The sequence below is a fragment of the Streptomyces sp. NPDC059679 genome (genome assembly GCF_042734105.1).
Taxonomy (GTDB): domain Bacteria; phylum Actinomycetota; class Actinomycetes; order Streptomycetales; family Streptomycetaceae; genus Streptomyces.
Window position 1 is genome coordinate 197,053 of sequence record NZ_JBHWES010000011.1, and the last position, 19,511, is coordinate 216,563.

The following is a 19,511-nucleotide window of genomic DNA, read 5'->3' on the forward strand; positions in this document are numbered from 1 at the left end:
ACGCCTGCCTCCAGTTCCGCTTTTCCACCGCATCGGTGGTCGTGTGCCGCTATGGTCTCGAAAAGAGTTCCGAAGATCACGCGAGGGTCAGGGGAGGGCGCCATCCCGCTGGCGCCGTCCTTGCTCCTGACAGCTTCATCTTCACAGGAGACGCAGCACATGGGACGCCACAGCAGCCTGCCAGAGGACTCAGTCGGCCCTGTCCACTCACCACGGCAGGACCCTACGGGGTCCCGGTCCGCCGCACGCCGCCGGGCCGTCGCGATCTCCACCGCGGTCGTGCTCGCCCTGGCCACCGGTGCGGCGCTGGTTCTGCGCAGCGAGTTGCTGGGCCCGATGGAGTCCTGCTCGGACGACGCGGTGCGCCTCGGGGTGGCCGCCTCCCCGGACATCGCCCCGGCGCTGCGCGAGGTCGCCGAGCGCGCCCGGTCCGCCCATGTCCGCTCCGATGGCCGCTGCCTCGATGTGAAGGTCACCAGCCGGGTGCCGTACGAGGTGGCCGACGCGCTCGGCGACGACAGCCGCGACCCGGGTTTCCAGGTGTGGCTGCCGGACTCCAGCGTGTGGGTCGACCGCGCGGCGTCCTCCCCCGCCAAGTCCGTCCCCCTGGACACGCTCGGCGGCGTGGCGTCCTCGCCGGTGGCCGTGGCGGCGACCCCGTCGGCCGCCAAGCGGCTCGGCTGGCCGCAGAAGAAGTACAGCTGGGCCCGGCTGACCGGGGCCGCGACCGGGGACGAGGATCTGCGGCTCGGGGCCGCGGACCCGGCGCGCAGCGCCACCGGGCTGCTCGCGCTGGCCCGCGTCAACGCCTCGATAGCCAAGGAGAGCGGCGGACCGGGAAAGGGCGGCGGGGCCGATACGCGGGCCGCGGCCGCCGCGAAACTCCTGTCCCAGCGTGTCTCCGACGGCGACGACCAGGTGCTGACCACGCTGCCGCGCGACGACTCGGGCGCGGAGGCGGGGAATCCGCGGCGCAATCAGGCGCTGTTCCTGTCCGAGCAGGCCGCCTACCGCCATAACGCGGCGGCCGGGGGCGCCCCTCGGCTCCAGCTGTTCTACCCCGAGGACGGCACCGCCGAGCTCGACTATCCGTACACGGTGCTCAATGACGACGCGCTCACCACGGCGCGGGCCCGCGCCGCCACCCGGTTCATGACCTTTCTCTCCGACACCCAGAACCGCCGGGTACTCGCGCGGCACGGCTTCCGGCCGGCAAGCGGCAAGGCGGTCGAGGAGGTGACCCGTACGGCGGGCGGCAAGGCCCCCCAGCCGTACGCGGTGGTCCCGGCCTCCGGTCCGTCGGGCGCGGAGCTGGAGACCGCGCTGGGCATGTGGACGATCACCGTGCAGAGTGCCCGGCTGAACACGGTCGTCGACGCCTCGGCCTCCATGGCGGCCCCGGTGCCCGGCCGGAACGGCGAGTCCCGGATGGCCGTCACCAAGGCGTCCCTGCTGCGGGCGCTGGCGCAGTTCACGCCGGACGACGAGATCGGGCTGTGGGAGTTCTCCCGGCGGCTCGACGGCGCCCGGGACTACCGGGAGCTGGTGCCCACCCGACGGCTGGGCCTGCGCGACCCGGACGGCTCCACCCAGCGCGACCGGCTGACGGCCGCCTTCGGCGCCCTGGAGCCGGTGCCGGGCGGGGCGACCGGGCTGTACGACACGGCGCTCGCGGCGTACCGGAAGGCACGCGACGGCTACGCGCAGGGCAAGTTCAACGCCGTCGTACTGCTCACCGACGGGTCCAACCAGGACGAGGGCAGCATCTCGCGCAAGGCGCTGGTCGAGCAACTGGGACGGCTCACCGACCCGAACCGCCCGGTGCCGCTGATCGCCATCGCGGTCGGGCCGGACGCCGACCTGTCCGCATGCGAGGACATCGCGGAGGCGACCGGCGGCTCGGCGCAGCGGGTGGCGGACCCGGCGCAGATCGACAGCGTGATCCTCAAGGCGATCGTGTCGGCGAGCCGGTCGGGCACGGAGAACTCGGGCTGAGCGCACCCCCCCTTTTTTTGCGGCTCGCCACGCGGCGGAGCCGCATATCGGTACAGTCCCCCAGTCCCGCTCGGCGGGGGCACCTCCCAGCGTTGGCTCGGGGCGCCCCCGGCCGGTGCCGGGTCAGCCGGGAAGGCCGGCCGGCCAGGTGTGGACCGGTTCGCCGGTGCGCATCAGCTCGCCGTAGCGGCGGGTCACCGCCGCCAGCGCGGCGTCCCGCCCGAGGCCGCTCTCCCGCGCCCGGTGGTACGCGGCGGCCTGCCAGGACGCGCCGTTGACGCGGCGTCGGCAGCGCTCCTCGATGATCCCCAGGTAGCGCTCGCGGTCGGCCGGCGGGACGCCCCAAGCGGCGAGCCCCGCGGCGGGGGGTCGGGGGGGCCCTCCCGGGCGGCGCGTTGGCGGGGGCGGGGGCTGCGCTCCTGGTTGAGCCCCCGGTCGCGGGGGGGGGGGGGGGGCCCGCCCCCCCCGGCGTCCCCCCCGGCGGCGGCCAGCGGCAGCAGCTCCTCCTGGACGAGCCGGACGGCGGGGATCCGCACCATCGAGGAGGACCGGCCACCCGGCTTGGGCCACCGCAGGACCGCGTCGATGCCATGGCGGCAGGCCGTGTCGAAGTTGGCCGCCGCGGCCTCGAACGGCAGCCGCTTCCATATCGGGCGCGGCTCCTCGGCGAGCGCCCGCACCAGGCCGTAGTAGAAGGCGGCGTTGGCGATGACGTCGCTGACGGTGGGCCCGGCGGGCAGTACGCGGTTCTCCACCCGCAGATGCGGTACGCCGTCGGCGACCGCGTACACGGGGCGGTTCCAGCGGTAGATGGTGCCGTTGTGCAGCACCAGCTCGCTCAGCCGCGGCACCCCGCCGTCGTCCAGCACCCGCAGCGGATCCTCGTCGTCCGCGGTCGACAGCAGGGGCGGGAAGAAGCGCAGATTCTCCTCGAAGAGCTCGTGCGCGTCGCTGATCCAGCGCTCGCCGAACCAGGTACGCGGCCGCACGCCCTGGGCCGCGAACTCCGGCGGGCGGACGTCGGTGGCCTGGAGGAACAGCGGCGGGCGGGACTCGCGCCACACCTCCCGGCCGAACAGGAAGGGGGAGTTGGCGCCCACCACGATCTGCGCGGCGGCCACCGCCTGGGCCGCGTTCCACACGGCCGCGAACCGGCCCGGGGTCACCTGAAGGTGCAGCTGGACCGAGGTGCAGGCGGCCTCGGGGGCGATCGAGCCGGAGGCGAAGCGAAACCGCTCCTCGCCCTCGACATCGATCAGGAAATCCTCGCCGCGGGCGGCCAGCATCTGTTCGTTGAGGAGTTTGTAGCGGTCGTCGTAGGAGAGGTTGGCGGAGCCCAGATCGCGGGCGACAAGGGTCGGGAGAATTCCGATCATAACGATCTCGGAGTCGACTTCCCCCGCCTTGCGATCGGCATATGACAAACCGGTCCGGAGCTCTTCCGCCAACTGGTCGAGAACCCTGCCGTGCAAACGGTGTGGCACGATGTTTACTTCAAGATTGCACTGTCCGAGTTCGGTCTGGAAATCGTGACTCGCGATTCTCTCCAGAACCTCGGCGTTCATCATCCTCGGCATCCCGTCGGACCCCGCGAGATTCAGCTCGATCTCCAGCCCCATGAGATTCTTGGGGCGGTCGAAACGCTTCTCGGCCAGGAGCCGGGCCAGCGCCTCCAGGCCCTGCCGGAGCCTGGCGCGCTGCCGCTGCCGCCCGGACGGATCGAACTCTCCGGCCACGACCTTCTCCCCCATCGAAGCGTCCCTTCCTCGAGTGGATCAACGGCTCCTGGCCGCGCACATCACGCACGATGATGCCCAGCCAATGTGATCGATAACGCCACACATGGACTGCCCAACCGATAGGCTCTGCACAACGCCGGATTGCCGTGATGAAAAACACCCGCCAGATCAAGCCTACCCAGGCTGGGTTAAAATGCCAGGTCATATCCGTGCATATGGCAGAGAATCGGCGAAAATCCCCTCGTCCCGGCGGGCCGGATTACTGCTTGCCCGCAATACCGGGGACAGGTACATGAAACACGACGGGAACACTTGTCGTATAAACTCGGCAACCGAGGCAGAGAGACAGCGCCCTGACATCTCGTCAGTGCCCCTCTGACCCGCGTTACACCGACAGCGTCATCCGCACCTGGCACGCCAGCGCTCCACCGTGTCTCCGAAGTGAGAGGCGACCCACCATGCCGCTGCACGTCCCCTCGGCTCCAGCGCCTGCTCTGAACAGCATCCGCACGGCCCTCGGTTCTCCCACCGCCGTCCGCACCCCGCTCCTCGCCACCCTGGACGGGCCCTTTGAGCTCGAACTCCCCCTGCCCGTCCACGTCCTGGACGACATCACCGCCCCCGACGGCCCGCCGGGCGCCCGGCTCACCGGATGGCGGTTCCTGATCCGCGACGGTGAGCGCACGGTGGCCTCCGCCGAGGCGATGCTGACGGCCGACGGCTGGGTCTTCTCACACTTCTCCGAAGGCCCGTATGTGTCGTCGGCCGAACTGGCGCTGAGCCAGGCCGAGTCGCTGCCCTCGGTGTACCAGCCCCGGCTGCTGTCCATCCCGGAGCTGTACATGCTGACGCTGTGGCTGCGCGGCGACCCTGACGTCGACGCCGAAGAGGGCCGCCTCGCCGCGGCCGATCTGCTGGTGCCGCTCACCCCCGCCCCGCCCGGAATCGCCGCTCACCGCGCGCACCGCGCCGCGGACCTGCTGCCGGTGCTCACCCTCCGGCTGACACCGACGCCACTGCTGGGCTCCTCGGCCTGACCGCCCGCCGCCGAGCACTGCCCGCGGCCGCCGCCGCCCGCGCCCGAGCGCCCCGTGATCCCCCGGATCGCGGGGCGCTCCGCTGCGGGCTCGTAACAGTCCCGGCAGGATGAACCGCCGACCGGGTGGATGCGTCATTATCTAGCGGGTACCGGTGCCGCGAAATCCGTGCGAAAACCGGCCCTTAGGGCAACACTTGGAGCAACAGACCGACTGACCAACGGGGGGCGGCCATGACTGCCGCAGCAAGTCACAGGACACTCACCACATCGCAGCGAGAGATCCCTTCCATGTGCCAGCACCAGCCACCGTGCCCGTCTGCCGACTCCGCCGACCGGGAGGCCGCCCATCTCGTGGCGCACCACCCCGAGCAGGGCTGGAGCCTGCTGTGCAACGGCGTCCTCTGCTTCGAGGACACCGGTGAGCTTCTGCCGGACGGGCAGATCATCGCACCGCACCGGCCGCTGGACGCCGAGCGCGTCGTCACGGCGGCCTAGCGAACCTTCAGGGGCCGGCCCGGCGCCTCAGCCGCACCGGCCCCGTACCCGACCGGGCCCGCCCGGTCAGCTCTCGTACGACTCCAGCGGCGGGCAGGAGCAGACCAGGTTGCGGTCGCCGTACGCGCCGTCGATCCGCCGTACCGGCGGCCAGTACTTGTCGGCCGGCGACACCCCGGCCGGGAAGGCCGCCTCCGCCCGGGTGTAGGGGTGCTCCCACTCCCCGCTGAGCGCGGCCGCCGTGTGCGGGGCGTTCCGCAGCGGGTTGTCGTCCTGGGGCCACTCCCCCGAGCCGACCTTCTCGATCTCCGCCCGGATCGCGATCATCGCCTCGCAGAACCGGTCCAGCTCCGCCAGGTCCTCGCTCTCCGTCGGCTCGATCATCAGCGTGCCGGCGACCGGGAACGACATCGTGGGCGCGTGGAACCCGTAGTCGACCAGCCGCTTGGCCACATCGTCGACGCTCACGCCGGTCGCCTTGGTGAGCGGACGCAGATCGACGATGCACTCGTGGGCGACCAGGCCGCCGGGGCCGGTGTAGAGCACCTGGTAGTGCGGCTCCAGGCGCTTGGCGATGTAGTTGGCACCGAGCACCGCCACCTGGGTGGCCCGGCGCAGCCCCTCGGCGCCCATCAGCCGGACGTACGCCCAGGAGATGGGCAGGATGCCCGCCGAACCCCAGGGCGCGGCCGCGACCGGGCCCACGCCCGTCGCCGGGCCCGCCGCGGGCTGGAGCGGGTGGTTGGGCAGATACGGCGCCAGGTGCTCGCGCACCGCGACCGGGCCCACCCCGGGGCCGCCGCCGCCGTGCGGGATGCAGAAGGTCTTGTGCAGGTTGAGGTGGGAGACATCGCCGCCGAACCGGCCCGGCCGGGCCAGCCCCACCAGGGCGTTGAGGTTCGCGCCGTCCACGTAGACCTGGCCGCCCGCGTCGTGCACGGCCGCGCAGATCTCGCTGATGTGCTCCTCGAACACGCCGTGGGTTGAGGGGTAGGTGACCATCAGGACGGCCAGTTCGTCGCCGTACCGCTCGATCTTGGCGCGCAGGTCGTCGGCGTCGACCTCGCCGTCCTCGCCGGTCTTGACCACGACGACCTTCATGCCCGCCATCACGGCGCTGGCGGCGTTGGTGCCGTGCGCGGAGGACGGGATGAGGCAGACGGTGCGCCGCTCCTCGCCGTTGGCCCGGTGGTAGGCGCGTACGGCCAGCAGCCCGGACAGCTCGCCCTGCGATCCGGCGTTCGGCTGGAGGGAGACCTTGTCGTAGCCGGTGACCTCGGCCAGCCTCTCCTCCAGCTCACGGATCAGCGTCAGATAGCCCTGGGCCTGCTCGACCGGCGCGAAGGGGTGCAGCGCCCCGAACTCCGGCCAGGTGATCGGCTCCATCTCGGTGGTGGCGTTGAGCTTCATGGTGCACGAGCCGAGCGGGATCATGCCCCGGTCCAGGGCGTAGTCGCGGTCGGCCAGGCGCCGCAGATAGCGCAGCATCGCGGTCTCGGAGCGGTGCCGGTGGAAGACCGGGTGGGTCAGATACACATCGCCGCGCAGCAGGTCAGCGGGGAGCGCGTCGGCCGCCGCGGCGTCCAGCTCGTCGATGGCGGGCAGCCCGCCGTCCACGCCGAAGGCCGACCACACGGCGGCGAGCTGGGCGCGCCCGGTGGTCTCGTCACAGGCGATGCCCACATGGTCGGCGTCGGTCAGCCGCAGGTTGACCCCGGCCTCGCGGGCCGCGGTGACGACCTCGGCGGCCCGGCCCGGGACATACGCGGTGAGGGTGTCGAAGAACGCGCCGTGCACGATCCGAACGCCCCCGGCCCGCAGCCCCTCGGCCAGCACGGCCGCGTAGCGGTGGGTGCGCCGGGCGATGGTCCGCAGGCCCTCCGGGCCGTGGTAGACGGCGTACATCCCGGCCATCACGGCGAGCAGCACCTGGGCGGTGCAGATGTTGCTGGTGGCCTTCTCGCGGCGGATGTGCTGCTCGCGGGTCTGCAGGGCCAGGCGGTACGCCTTGTCGCCGTCGGCGTCGACCGAGACGCCCACCAGGCGGCCCGGCAGGCTGCGGGCGTAGGCGTCGCGGACGGCCATGAAACCGGCGTGCGGCCCGCCGAAGCCCATCGGCACGCCGAACCGCTGGCTGCTGCCGACCGCGATATCGGCGCCCAGCTCGCCGGGCGAGGTGAGCAGGGTGAGGGCGAGCAGATCGGCGGCGACGGTGACCACGGCGCCGAGCTCATGGGCCCGCTCGATGACCGGGCGCAGCTCGCGCACCGCGCCGGAGGCGCCCGGGTACTGCAGCAGCACGCCGAACACCCCGCGCTCGGCCACCTCGGCCGGTATGCCCGCCGAGAGGTCGGCGACGACCACCTCGACACCGGTGGGTTCGGCGCGGGTCCGGATGACCGCGACGGTCTGCGGCAGCGTGTCGGCGTCGACCAGGAACACGCCCTGCTTGACCTTGCCCACCCGCCGCGACAGCGCCATGGCCTCGGCGGCGGCGGTGGCCTCGTCGAGCAGCGAGGCGCCGGCGGTCGGCAGCCCGGTCAGGTCGGCGACCACGGTCTGGAAGTTGAGCAGCGCCTCCAGCCGGCCCTGGGAGATCTCCGGCTGGTAGGGCGTGTACGCGGTGTACCAGGCGGGACTCTCCAGCACGTTGCGCAGGATCACCGGCGGGGTGAACGTCCCGTAGTAGCCCAGGCCGATCATCGGGGAGAGCAGTTGGTTGCGCTCGGCCAGGCCGCGCAGCTCGGCCAGCACCTCGGCCTCGCTGCGGGCCGGGGGCAGCCGCAGCTCCTCGGCGCTTCTGATGACCTCCGGCACGGCGGCCTGGGTAAGTTCGTCGAGAGAGCCGAAGCCGACCTGCGCGAGCATCTTGGCCTGCGCCTCGGAGTCCGGTCCGATATGGCGTCGCTCGAACGGAGTACCGCGTTCCAACTCGGTCAGTGAGGTGCGATTGGCGGTCATCTGCGAGGCCTCCTGGTCTGTACGACCTACGAGGGGCACCACGGTGCGGGTGCCCGAACGGCCTCCCCCTCTGTCATCTCAACCTGAGAGCTTCACCGGCCCGCGGGCGGCGAGCCGGCTTTCACCGTCGGTGAGGAGGGGTCCCGGAGCCGTACTCGCCCGTGGCCCACCCTGCTTTCCAGAGTGACCTCACCCGCGCGGTACGTGTGCCTGAGAGATTCCGGGGAGGATTTGCTCCTTCGGCGCCTCCGACGACGTCGGCGGAGGGCTCTCCCGCACGGGGTCTGCAGCCACCGTCAGCCTACCAGCGAGCCTGTCGCCAGGGTTTTTGGGGAAAGCGCTCGAGTGGACGCGCGCGGCGTTGTGGCTTTTCGTAGGGATCACAAGGAAACAGGGGGAGTCATGAAAAAATCGCCACCTGTGGGAGAGAGTGTGCAGACCGACATCGATCCGCGGACCCTCATCGGCCGCAAGGCCTTCGACCGCGATGGCGCGAAGATCGGCACCGTGGACGAGGTCTACCTCGACGACGCGACCGGCGAGCCGGAGTGGGCGGCGGTACGCACCGGCCTGTTCAGCCGGGACGTGTTCGTGCCCCTCGAACCCAGCCAGGTCATCGACGACACGCTGCGGGTGCCGTACGAACGGGCGCTCATCAAGGACGCGCCGGACTTCGGGGTCGGCCGCCATCTGTCGCCCGAGCAGGAGCTGCAGCTCTACCACCACTACGGCCTGGACGTCACCGGCTGACCTGGGTGAAGCTCCTGGCCCTCGCCCGGGTCGTGGCCCGGCCCCTGGCCCTCGCCCCGGCCCTCGTCCTCGGCCGGGGCGTCGGCGTCGGTGCCGCTCCCGGCGGGCCGGAGCAGCGGCAGCGGGTCCGCGGGCTCCAGCGCCGGGTCGTCGACCGCGAACGTCCGCACCCGGCCCGGTCTGGACCAGGGCTCCTCGAAGCGCACGGTCACCCGCCCGACCCCGCTGCCCTGCACCCACCCCGCCCCGAACTCCGCATGCCGTACATCGCAGCCGGGCAGCCAGCGGCGGGGCCGGTCGGCGCCCTCGTCGTCCTCCAGGGCCGCCAGGGCGGGCTCCGGTGTCGCTCCGGCCTCGCCCGTCCCCCCGGCGACCTCCTGAGCCTCCTGGGCCTCATGAGCGGCGTGGGCGGCCTGGGCGAACAGATCCTCCTGGGTGTAGTCCGCCAGACCGCTCACGCCCACTCCCAGCAGCCGCACACCCGCCGTGGTGTCCACGCCTTCCAGCAGCCGCGCCGCGGCCTCCCGCACGACCGCCGGATCGTCCGTCGGCCCACGCAGCGTCTCCGAGCGGGTCAGCGTGGAGAAGTCGTAACGCCGCACCTTGAGCACGACCGTGCGCCCCGAACGGCCGGCCCCGCGCAGCCGCCGCACACACCGGTCGGCGAGCCGCGCCACCTCCAGCTGCACCCGCGTACGGTCGGTGAGGTCGACGTCGTACGTGTCCTCCACCGATACGGACTTGGCGTCCCGCTCGGCCACCACCGGCCGGTCGTCCTGCCCACAGGCCATGACGTAAAGCGAGGCGCCATGGGCCTTGCCCAGCAGCCGGACCAGCTCCTCCTCCCCCGCCTCCCTCGTCTCGGCGACGGTGGTGATCCCGGCCCGGCGCAGCGCCTCCGCGGTGGCCGGGCCCACCCCGGGCAGGGTGCGCACCGTCAGCGGCCCCAGCAGCTCCCGCTCGGTGCCGGGCTCGATGAGCACCAGCCCATCGGGCTTGGCCCGCTCGGAGGCGATCTTGGCGAGCATCTTGGACCCGGCCAGGCCCACCGAGCCGGTCAGCCCGGTCGCGGCCACGATGTCCGAGCGCAGCCGCTCCCCCACGGCCAGCGCCGCCCCGGCCGTGGCCGGGACACCGCCCGCCTCCAGATCCACGAACGCCTCGTCCAGGCTCAGCGGCTCGACCAGCGGGGACAGGGCGGCCAGCAGGGCCATGACCCCGTCACTCACCTGGCGGTACAGGGAGAAGCGGGGGGTGAGATACGCCGCGTTCGGACACAGGCGGCGGGCCTGGGCCATCGCCATGGCCGAGTGGACCCCGAACACCCGCGCCTCATAGGAAGCCGTGGCCACCACGCCGCGCGGCCCCAGGCCGCCGACGATCACCGGCTTGCCGCGCAGGCTGGGCTTGGCCGCCTGCTCCGCCGAGGCGTAGAAGGCGTCCATGTCCAGATGCAGAATCGTCGGCGCACCCCTCACACCTACAGATGCTGCCGCATGCCACTGACAATCGGGACTACCCATCTGGACTGCCAGTGACCACGGGCCACTGACAACCGGGCGCTGACACCCGGGGGCAGCGGCTCCGCGCTCAGCCCGCGCGGTTGCGGCGCCGGGCGAGTTCGTCGGTGGGGTTGTGTCCCGCCAGCGTCTCGCCGGTGTCCACGCGCTCGCCGTGGAGCTGCGCCAGCGCGCTCTCCACGTCCCGCCACACCACGCCCACGGCGATCCCGAAGACGCCCTGGCCGCCCTGGAGCAGGTCGACCACCTCGTCGGGCGAGGTGCATTCGTAGACCGTCGCCCCATCGCTCATCAGCGTCATCTGGGCGAGGTCGTCGAGACCGCGCGAGCGCAGATGCTGGACGGCGGCCCGGATGTTCTGCAAAGACACGCCGGTGTCCAGAAGCCGCTTGACGATCTTGAGGACGACGACGTCCCGGAAGCTGTAGAGCCGCTGGCTGCCCGAGCCGTACGCGGGCCGCACGCTCGGCTCCACGAGCCCGGTGCGCGCCCAGTAGTCCAGCTGGCGGTAGGTGATGCCGGCGGCCGCGCAGGCGGTCGGCCCGCGATAGCCCACCTTCTCGGGCTTCGCCACGGCGCCTTCGCGCGGCGGCGTGGCCTGTGCCGCCACCCGAGCCTTCAGTACCGGTTCGGCCGGTACGCTCCCGGGGAGCGTGTACGGACCGCCTGCCGCCGTGCCGTCGCCGCTGCTTCTCACGCCGACCTCCGTCCTCGACCTGCCTTCTCGACGGTAGGCAGTCACCCGGGGTGCGTCAACGATCGCCACACTCGGCACGCCGAGTGATAATCACCCTAAGGGTGGTTTCCCGTATCCCTCTGGCGGGAAAGGCTACTCGAATGTGCTGTCGAAGACCGGCGGACAGCACAGCTTCAGCACAGCTCACGGTCCGCCGCTCCCTGGCCGCCGATGGCTCGCCGGCCGGGCTCACTGGCTGCTGGTGCCGAAGTCCTCGGGCGAGATCTGGTCGAGGAACTCGCGGAACTTCTCCACCTCGTCCTCCTGCTCGTCCGGGATGGCGATCCCCGCGTCGTCCAGCACCCCGTCACTGCCGTAGATCGGCGTGCCGGTGCGCAGCGCCAGCGCTATGGCGTCGGACGGCCGGGCGCTGACCTCCACGCCGCTGGCGAACACCAGCTCCGCGTAGAAGACACCCTCGCGCAGGTCCGTGATGCGGACTTCGGTGAGCTGCTGGCCGACCGCGTCGAGCACGTCCTTGAAGAGGTCGTGGGTCAGCGGGCGCGCCGGAGCCATGCCCTGCTGAGCGAAGGCGATCGCCGTCGCCTCTCCCGGTCCGATCCAGATGGGGAGGTAGCGGTCGCCTCCTACCTCGCGCAGGAGCACGATCGGTTGGTTGGAGGGCATCTCCACCCGGACACCCACGACGTCGAGCTCGTTCACACAGCAACCCTAGGACGTGCCCGGCCGGTTTGGATAGTCGGGACCGAGCCGGTCACCGGGAACCGGCCCGCAGAGCGGACTGGACAAAGGCCGCATGAAGCCGCACGGACAGCTCGGCCAGCTCCCGGGCGCTGGCCTCCGCATGGGCTCTGGTCTGCGGATTTGGGTGTCGCCGCAGCGGGGCGACCACCTGCTCGAGCAGTCCCACCTCGCGCTCCGCGGCGGCTTTCATGATCCTCAAATGACGTGGTTCCAGACCGAAACGACCCAGGTCCGCGACGAGCCTGGCGACGGTCACCGCCTCGATACCGTATCCGCCGTCCGCGCCCGGCCCGATCAGCCCGAACGACTCCCACTCGGCCAGCTTCCCCTCGTCGATCCCGGTGGCGGCCAGCAGTTCGGCCCGGCCCACCCGGGCGGCCGTGGGGCGCTCCACGGCGCCCTCCGCCCCCTCCTCGGCCGATGATCCCTCCGGCAGGGCACCGGGGGCCGCGGCGGGCAGCTGGGGCCGCTCTCCTCGCTCCAGGGCGTCCAGATGCTCCCGGATGACCTTCAGTGGCAGATAGTGGTCACGCTGCATACGCAGGACATGGCCGAGCCGCTCCACGTCCTCCGGGCTGAATTTGCGGTAGCCGGAGGGCGTGCGCCGCGGCTCGACCAGGCCCTCGGCCTCCAGAAAACGGATCTTGGAGAGGGTGACCTCGGGGAATTCGTCCCGCAGCAGATTCAGCACGGTGCCGATGCTCATCGCCCGGCCGCCCGCGGGGGCGGTGCCGGTGTCGGCACCGCCCGACGGTGTCTGAAGCATGGACCTCCCCTGACGGGTCAGATACCGAAGCCTCGCTGGCTCGGGTAGAAGACCAGCCGGTACTTGCCGATCTGCACCTCGTCACCGCTGTTCAGGATGGCCGAGTCGATCGCCTCACGGTTGACGTACGTCCCGTTCAGGCTACCGACGTCCGCGACGGTGAAGGAGCCGTCCTGGCCGCGACGGAACTCCACATGGCGGCGCGAGACGGTCACGTCGTCCAGGAAGATGTCGCTCTGCGGATGACGGCCGGCCGTGGTCACATCGCTGTCCAGCAGGAAGCGGCTGCCGGAGTTCGGCCCGCGGCGGACCACCAGCAGCGCGGACCCCGGGGGCAGCGCATCGACGGCCGCCTGAGCCTCCGGGGAGAGCGAGGGCAGCGGAGTCTGCCCGGTCACCTCGGCGTCGTATGCCTCAAGACCGGAGATCGAAATGGTGGACGTGGTCTCCGAAGCACGCTCGGAGGGCGCCTGGCCCCGCAGCGGCGCACCGCAGTTGGAGCAGAAACGGCTGTCCTGGGCGTTCTGATGGCCGCACCTCTGACATACCGGCAAGCCGAACCCTCCGCCCGTGTTCGCGGTCGATGGCTCCCCGAAACCTATGCGTCCGGACGCGGAAGGGTCAACAGAAGACGCGCCCTGACCACCCGGAATGCCGCCACCGTCCCGGAACAGCGGACGCTCCTCGCTCACCCCGCTCTCCTCTGGGGCACGATGAGCGCGATGGCGGGCGGTGCTGCTGCCGCCGTCCTGGCGCGCGCTCTTGCCGAACAACTTCCCGAACAACTTCACGGGCGATTCCCCTTGACTGAAACAGACCCGCCCGTGGGGCAGGGCAAACCCTCGATGCACACACCAGACGGTCCGGACATCCTCACAACGTCCGTGACCACCAGACAGTTTCCATCACGCGCGACTCTTCCGGTGCGCCGACCCCCCGCGTCCTCGTCGTCCGGCCGCGAGACTCCCATACCTGACCACCTCACCGCGACGACGACCGAGCGTAGTCAGGCCGCTTCGCCGACCGCAAGGCATCGACGACGATCTTCTTCGAGCGCTCGATGGACACGGTGGCCTGCTCCTTCTCCAGGCTCTGCACCACTCCGCCCGGAATGTTCAGGGCCGGCTCCAAATCCTCCGGCTTGCCGATGACCTTGATCACGTACGGCAGTGTCACTTTCCGTCCATCGATTTCGACCGCGCCGCCGACGTCCGTGAAGTACGTGCTCGCGACCACCCGCACCTTGCCGATCTGGATGGCCTCGGCCCCGGCGGCGCGCAGTTCCTGGACCGCGTCGAGCAGCATGTCCGACTCCACGGTGCCCTTCGACGCGTCGATCTTCATCGTGATACCCGGCCCCTCGGCGGCGACGGTGCCCGCGAGGACACCGAGCTGCTGCTCCTTCTGGGCCGTCTGCTTGCGGGCCTCCTCGGCCCGGTCCGAGCTGTTCTCCAGTTCGGTCCGCTGGCTCTCCAGCCGCTGCTTCTCGTCCCGCAGCCGCTGGGTGCGGTTGTCCAGCTCGTCGAGGATCCGCACCAGGTCCTCCTGCCTGGCGCCGCGCAGCACGTTGTTGTTGTCATTGGTCGAGCGCACCTGGATGGCCAGACCGAGGCCCAGGCCGAACAGCAGGAGCGCGACGATGAGTTGAGCCCGCGTCAGCCGCGGCGGCCACAGGCCCTTCACCAGCCGCTGACGGCCGTTGGACGGCTCCTGGACATCCTGGGCCGCCTCGGGCTCCGCGCGGTCCTCTGGGCCGTCTCCCGGCCCCTCACCGGACTCTACGCCAGGGTCCTCGGCCGGCTCAGGGGCCGCTGCGGTCTCCCGCCGCTCCCCCTCGGGCTTCTCCCGTCGCGCATCGGGGCGGCTCTCGGGCGTACGAGGCTCCTCCGGGCGATCGGGCCGCCCGGCCGGCTCGCGGGGCTGCCGGGGCTCCTCCGCCGTGTCGTCAGTCGTCATCGGCTCACGCCCGGAAGACATGGCGGCGGATGGCGGCGGCGTTGGAGAAGATCCGGATGCCGAGCACGACCACGACGCCGGTGGACAGCTGGGCGCCGACCCCGAGCTTGTCGCCGAGGAAGACGATCAGCGCGGCGACCACCACATTGGACAGGAACGAGACGACGAAGACCTTGTCGTCGAAGATCCCGTCGAGCATCGCCCGGAAGCCGCCGAACACCGCGTCGAGCGCGGCGACGACGGCGATCGGCAGATAGGGCTCGACCACCGTCGGCACCACGGGTTGGACCCAAAGTCCGACCACGACTCCCACGACGAGGCCCAGTACGGCGATCAAGATGTGCCCTTCCCTGTGTCGGTGCCGCCCTTCCGGACGCCACCGGCTATCGGTTCTGCGGTTCGTACGATCAGACTCGGCGCGGCCGGAAGCCGCACCTCGTCCGCGGCGGAAATGCTCGTGCGGACGCCGTAGTTTTCGTGCAGTACGTGCAGGTACTGTCCGTCGGCACTGTCCTGGAAGGTCGTGCTCAGCCGCCGTCCGTCCCCCACCGCGAGCACCGTATAGGGCGGCACCAGCGGTTTGTTGTCGACCAGTATGGCGTCTCCCGCGGCCCTGATCGCCGACAGGGCCGTCAGCCGCTGCCCATTGATCGAGACGGCCTCCGCGCCGGACTCCCACAGGCCATTGACGACCCGCTGCAGATCGCGGTCGCGCACCCGCCCCGTATCGGAGAAGCCGGTGCTCTGCCGCGGCCCTCCGCCGCCCTGGTCGGCTTCCTTGGCGTCATTGACGACCAGCTTGACCCCGGGGCCCTTCACCTCGGTCGCCCCGGACAGCAGCGCGAGCAGCTCGCCCTTGTCCCCGCCGTGCTGCTCCAGCGCCTGCCGCTGCCGGTCGTCGACCTCCCCGCGGAGCCTGTCCAGGCTCTTCTGGAGGTCGTCCGCGTTCGAGTTGCCCGACTCGATGCGGTCGATCAGCTTTTCCCGGTCCTTGGCCAGCTTGGGCGCCGATATCCGGGCCTCGTCGGCGCCGATGGTCACGATGCCCGCCGCCAGCAGCAGCCCCGCCGCCAGCACCAGCTTGCCACGCAGGGTGCGCGGCAGGCCCCGCCGCCCCTCCGTACCACGGCGCGCGGCGGCCTCCGCATACCCCTCGTCGAGACTGTGGTCCATCACGTTGGTCAGCAGCGACATGGACGCGTCGAGACGTGGACGGGGGTTCGGCGGAGCTGTGCTCCGAACGGGGGGCTGCTGCGGCATGCCGCACATCGTCGCACGTCGGGGGCGCAGCCGCCGAATGGCCCCACCGGCGCGCCGGAGGCGGGCCATGGGCGGCTGCGGGGCCCCTTGTGCGCCCGGGGACCGCCTACGGGCTCTCAGACGGTCCCCACCAGGGGGAACGGATCAGCGCCCGGCGCTGTCCACCACGGCGGACCACTCATCGAGCAGCCCCTGCGCGGACGCGTCGTCCGGTCCCTCCGCCCACAGATGGGTGACCGCCTCCGCCGGGTCGGGCAGCACCATGACCCAGCGGCCGTCGGCCTCGACCACCCGCACCCCGTCGGTGGTGTCGACCGACCGGTCGCCCGCCTCCTCCACCACACGGCGCATGACCAGTCCCTTGACCGCCCACGGAGTGGCCAGATCCCGGCGCAGGACATGGGCTCGCGGAATACGGGCGTCGATCTGGCTGAGGGTGAGCTGGGTACGGGCCACAAGACCGATGAGGCGTACAAAGGCCGCCGTACCGTCGAAGACGCTGCTGAACTCGGGGATGATGAAGCCGCCCCGCCCGTCCCCGCCGTAGATCGTGCCCTCCGCCCTGGCCACCCGGGTCAGGTCGTCGGCCGCGGTCGTCGTCCACTCCACCTGCGTGCCGTGGTACGCCGCCACCTGCTCGGCGATACGGGTGGTGGTCACCGGCAGCGCCACCCGGCCACTGCGGCGCTCCGCGGCCACCAGGTCCAGCATGACCAGCAGGGCACGGTCGTCCTCCACGATCCGCCCCCGCTCGTCCACCAGCGAAAGCCGCTCGCCCACCGGGTCGAAGCGCACGCCGAAGGCCGCGCGGGCCGAGGCCACGATCTCACCGAGCCGCACCAGACCCGAGCGGCGCGCCTCCGCCGTCTCGGTGGGGCGCGATTCGTTCAGGCCGGGGTTGATGGTCAGCGCGTCGACGCCGAGCCGGCCGAGCAGGCTGGGCAGAACGAGTCCGGCGCTGCCGTTCGTGGCGTCCACGACGACCTTGAGGCCGGATTCCGCGATGCCACTGGTGTCCACGGCACGCAGCAGGGAGCCCGTGTACGAGTCGAAGACGCTGGAGGGGAAGCTGAGGTCGCCGATCTCGCCGGGGAACGCCCGCCGGTACTCCTGGCGCGCGTACACCCGGTCCAGCTTCCGCTGCCCGGCGGCGGACAGATCGGCGCCGCGCTCGTCGAAGAACATGATGTCGACGGAGTCGGGCACGCCCGGCGAGGTACGGATCATGATCCCGCCGGCGCTGCCACGCGCGGTCTGCTGGCGGGCCACGGGCAGCGGCACATTCTCCAGGTCACGCACATCGATGGCGCTGGTCTGGAGAGCCGAGATCACGGCTCGTTTGAGCGCCCGCGCACCACGGGAGTGATCACGCGCGGTGGTGACCGTCGAGCCCTTCTTGAGCGTCGTCGCATAGGCGCCGGCCAGCCGTACGGCGAGCTCCGGGGTGATCTCCACGTTCAGGATCCCGGACACGCCGCGGGCGCCGAAGAGATGAGCCTGACCGCGCGACTCCCAGATGACCGACGTGTTGACGAAGGCGCCGGCCTCGATTGTCTTGAACGGGTACACCCGGACATTGCCCTGGACGATCGATTCCTCACCGATCAGGCACTCATCACCGATGACCGCGCCGTCCTCGATCCGGGCCGCCCGCATGACGTCGGTGTTCTTTCCGATGACGCAGCCGCGCAGATTGGCCTGCTGACCGACGTACACATTGTCGTGAACCACGGCTCTGTGCAGAAAGGAACCGCTCTTCACGACGACGTTGGACCCGACGACCGTGTGCTCGCGGATCTCCGCGTCGGCCTCCACCTTCGCGTAGTCGCCGATGTAGAGCGGGCCGCGCAGCACGGCGTCCTGATGCACCTCGGCGCCCTCGGCGACCCACACCCCCGGGGAGATCTCGAAGCCGTCGATTTCGACATCGACCTTGCCCTCGAGCACATCGGCCTGGGCCTTGACATAGCTCTCGTGGGTGCCGACGTCCTCCCAGTAGCCCTCGGCGACATAGCCGTAAATCGGCTTGCCTTCCTTCATCAACTGCGGGAAGACATCACCGGACCAGTCGACGGGCACATCAGGCTCGACATAGTCGAAGACCTCCGGCTCCATCACATAGATGCCGGTGTTCACGGTGTCGGAGAAGACCTGACCCCAGGTGGGCTTCTCCAGGAAACGCTCGACCCGGCCACCCTCGTCGACGATGGTGATCCCGAACTCGAGGGGATTGGGCACACGGGTCAGACAGACCGTGACCAGCGCCCCGTTCTGCTTATGGAAATTGATCAGCTCGGTGAGGTCGAAATCTGTCAGGGCATCACCAGAAATCACGAGAAAGGCATCGTCCTTGAGTGCCTCTTCCGCGTTCTTGACGCTGCCGGCGGTGCCGAGTGGCTTTTCCTCATTGGCGTACGTGAGCTCCATCCCGAGCTCCTCGCCGTCCCCGAAGTAGTTCTTGACCAGCGACGCGAGGAACTGGACGGTCACCACGGTCTCGCACAGACCATGCCGCTTGAGCAGCCGCAGCACATGCTCCATGATCGGCCGGTTGGCCACTGGCAGCAACGGCTTTGGCATGGTCGAGGTCATCGGGCGCAGGCGAGTACCCTCGCCTCCTGCCATCACGACGGCCTTCATGTCGGAAGCGTCCTCCTTGAAGAGACGACGGTCATGCCGACTGACGCACCCCGATGGCCCACATACCTATCGCATTACGGACACCCCACCACTACGGGCTGCCACATCAGCGAGCTCAGTCGGCCGCGGCGTCCGCCTTGACGAGACGGCGGACCTGGACCACGTAGAGGACTCCTGCCCACCAATAGAGCGTTGTACCCCATCCGGCGAACGCCCATCCGAAAATAGCAGCGATTGTGTGAAGTGGGCCACTTCCATCACTCAGAAGGAGCAACGGGAAGGCGTACATCAGGTTGAAGGTCGCTGCCTTGCCGAGGAAGTTGACCTGGGGCGGGGGATAGCCATGACGCCGCAGGATGCCGACCATGACCAGCAGCACCAACTCCCGTGCGAGAAGCACCGCGGTCAGCCAGATCGGCAGGATGTCGCGCCAGGTCAGGCCGACGAGTGTAGACAGAATGTAGAGGCGGTCGGCCGCCGGATCCAGAATCCGGCCAAGGCTGCTGATCTGGTTCCAGCGTCGGGCCAGCTTCCCGTCGAGATAGTCGCTCACACCACTGAGCGCCAGCACGAGCAGCGCCCATTCATCACTCTTCGGCCCGCCGAACTCGGGCCACAGGATCAGCCACAGGAAAAGCGGCACGCCGAGCAGACGCGCGGCGCTGAGGATGTTCGGGATGGTGAGCACGCGGTCGGTCTGGACGCGTGTCTCCTGGACCTCCACCCGGGAGCCTCCTGTGAGAACGGTGCCGATGGATGCCCCATGACCTTACCGGTAGGGTATCGAGGCCTGACACGGGGCCCCGGGCACGACAAAAAGCTCCGGGCGGAAACCAATGGTTCCCACCCGGAGCTTTATCAAAGATTGTTCGGCGGTGTCCTACTCTCCCACAGGGTCCCCCCTGCAGTACCATCGGCGCTGAAAGGCTTAGCTTCCGGGTTCGGAATG

At 70.5% G+C, this 19,511-nt stretch carries 16 protein-coding genes, 1 rRNA gene and 1 riboswitch; of the genes, 4 read left to right on the top strand and 13 right to left on the bottom strand.

Annotation, left to right across the window (positions count from 1 at the left end):
• Window positions 1-159: 159 nt before the first annotated feature.
• Entirely contained in the window at window positions 160-1,995 is a 1,836-nt protein-coding gene (locus ACFV2X_RS15750; RefSeq protein WP_385616417.1) for a substrate-binding domain-containing protein, read from the top strand.
• A gap of 194 nt (window positions 1,996-2,189) precedes the next feature.
• On the opposite strand, the gene ACFV2X_RS15755 is transcribed toward ACFV2X_RS15750, so the two are convergent.
• Window positions 2,190-3,746, bottom strand: coding sequence for a glutamate--cysteine ligase (locus tag ACFV2X_RS15755; RefSeq protein WP_385616419.1), 1,557 nt, complete (start codon window positions 3,744-3,746; stop codon window positions 2,190-2,192).
• Between the two features lie 446 nt (window positions 3,747-4,192).
• On the opposite strand from ACFV2X_RS15755, the gene ACFV2X_RS15760 reads away from it, so the two are divergent.
• Window positions 4,193-4,771: a hypothetical protein gene (locus ACFV2X_RS15760; protein WP_385616421.1), complete on the top strand. Its 579-nt coding sequence runs from the start codon at window positions 4,193-4,195 to the stop codon at window positions 4,769-4,771.
• Window positions 4,772-5,061: 290 nt separating this feature from the next.
• Window positions 5,062-5,268, top strand: coding sequence for a DUF5999 family protein (locus ACFV2X_RS15765; RefSeq protein ID WP_089511810.1), 207 nt, complete (start codon window positions 5,062-5,064; stop codon window positions 5,266-5,268).
• A gap of 66 nt (window positions 5,269-5,334) precedes the next feature.
• Here the strand turns inward: ACFV2X_RS15765 and gcvP are convergent, their stop codons facing one another.
• A complete protein-coding gene (gene gcvP, locus ACFV2X_RS15770) occupies window positions 5,335-8,229 on the bottom strand; it encodes an aminomethyl-transferring glycine dehydrogenase (protein ID WP_385616423.1) in 2,895 nt (964 codons plus the stop codon).
• A 188-nt stretch (window positions 8,230-8,417) separates the two neighbouring features.
• Window positions 8,418-8,515: riboswitch (glycine riboswitch) on the bottom strand.
• Window positions 8,516-8,631: 116 nt separating this feature from the next.
• Here gcvP and ACFV2X_RS15775 point away from each other — a divergent pair.
• Window positions 8,632-8,979 (top strand): PRC-barrel domain-containing protein, encoded by a 348-nt coding sequence (locus ACFV2X_RS15775; RefSeq protein WP_385616425.1) that lies wholly within the window; start codon window positions 8,632-8,634, stop codon window positions 8,977-8,979.
• Here ACFV2X_RS15775 and ACFV2X_RS15780 read toward each other — a convergent pair.
• The 11 genes from ACFV2X_RS15780 to rrf form a co-directional block, all read right to left on the bottom strand.
• Window positions 8,955-10,457 (bottom strand): DNA polymerase IV, encoded by a 1,503-nt coding sequence (locus ACFV2X_RS15780; protein ID WP_385616427.1) that lies wholly within the window; start codon window positions 10,455-10,457, stop codon window positions 8,955-8,957. The two genes, ACFV2X_RS15775 and ACFV2X_RS15780, sit on opposite strands and share 25 nt — an antisense overlap.
• A 112-nt stretch (window positions 10,458-10,569) precedes the next feature.
• The gene (locus ACFV2X_RS15785) at window positions 10,570-11,196 is read right to left on the bottom strand and encodes a MerR family transcriptional regulator (protein ID WP_385616429.1); all 627 of its coding nucleotides are present in this window, start codon (window positions 11,194-11,196) and stop codon (window positions 10,570-10,572) included.
• Window positions 11,197-11,424: 228 nt separating this feature from the next.
• Window positions 11,425-11,898: a bifunctional nuclease family protein gene (locus ACFV2X_RS15790; protein ID WP_014181304.1), complete on the bottom strand. Its 474-nt coding sequence runs from the start codon at window positions 11,896-11,898 to the stop codon at window positions 11,425-11,427.
• Between the two features lie 52 nt (window positions 11,899-11,950).
• The gene (locus ACFV2X_RS15795) at window positions 11,951-12,706 is read right to left on the bottom strand and encodes a MerR family transcriptional regulator (protein WP_385616431.1); all 756 of its coding nucleotides are present in this window, start codon (window positions 12,704-12,706) and stop codon (window positions 11,951-11,953) included.
• Between the two features lie 17 nt (window positions 12,707-12,723).
• Window positions 12,724-13,557 carry an FHA domain-containing protein gene (locus ACFV2X_RS15800; RefSeq protein WP_385616433.1) on the bottom strand — a complete coding sequence of 278 codons (834 nt, stop codon included), beginning with the start codon at window positions 13,555-13,557 and terminating at the stop codon, window positions 12,724-12,726.
• A gap of 130 nt (window positions 13,558-13,687) precedes the next feature.
• Window positions 13,688-14,662: a DUF881 domain-containing protein gene (locus tag ACFV2X_RS15805; RefSeq protein WP_385616435.1), complete on the bottom strand. Its 975-nt coding sequence runs from the start codon at window positions 14,660-14,662 to the stop codon at window positions 13,688-13,690.
• A 4-nt stretch (window positions 14,663-14,666) separates the two neighbouring features.
• A complete protein-coding gene (locus tag ACFV2X_RS15810; protein ID WP_089511818.1) occupies window positions 14,667-14,999 on the bottom strand; it encodes a small basic family protein in 333 nt (110 codons plus the stop codon).
• Window positions 14,996-15,922 (bottom strand): DUF881 domain-containing protein, encoded by a 927-nt coding sequence (locus tag ACFV2X_RS15815; protein WP_385616437.1) that lies wholly within the window; start codon window positions 15,920-15,922, stop codon window positions 14,996-14,998. Before ACFV2X_RS15815 ends, ACFV2X_RS15810 begins: the two co-directional genes overlap by 4 nt.
• 144 nt (window positions 15,923-16,066) lie before the next feature.
• Window positions 16,067-18,562, bottom strand: a complete 2,496-nt coding sequence (locus ACFV2X_RS15820) for a sugar phosphate nucleotidyltransferase (protein WP_385616439.1) — start codon at window positions 18,560-18,562, stop codon at window positions 16,067-16,069.
• A gap of 115 nt (window positions 18,563-18,677) precedes the next feature.
• A complete protein-coding gene (locus ACFV2X_RS15825; protein ID WP_385616441.1) occupies window positions 18,678-19,286 on the bottom strand; it encodes a CDP-alcohol phosphatidyltransferase family protein in 609 nt (202 codons plus the stop codon).
• 143 nt (window positions 19,287-19,429) lie between these two features.
• Window positions 19,430-19,511: ribosomal RNA gene (gene rrf / locus ACFV2X_RS15830) — 5S ribosomal RNA — on the bottom strand; the annotation flags it as partial.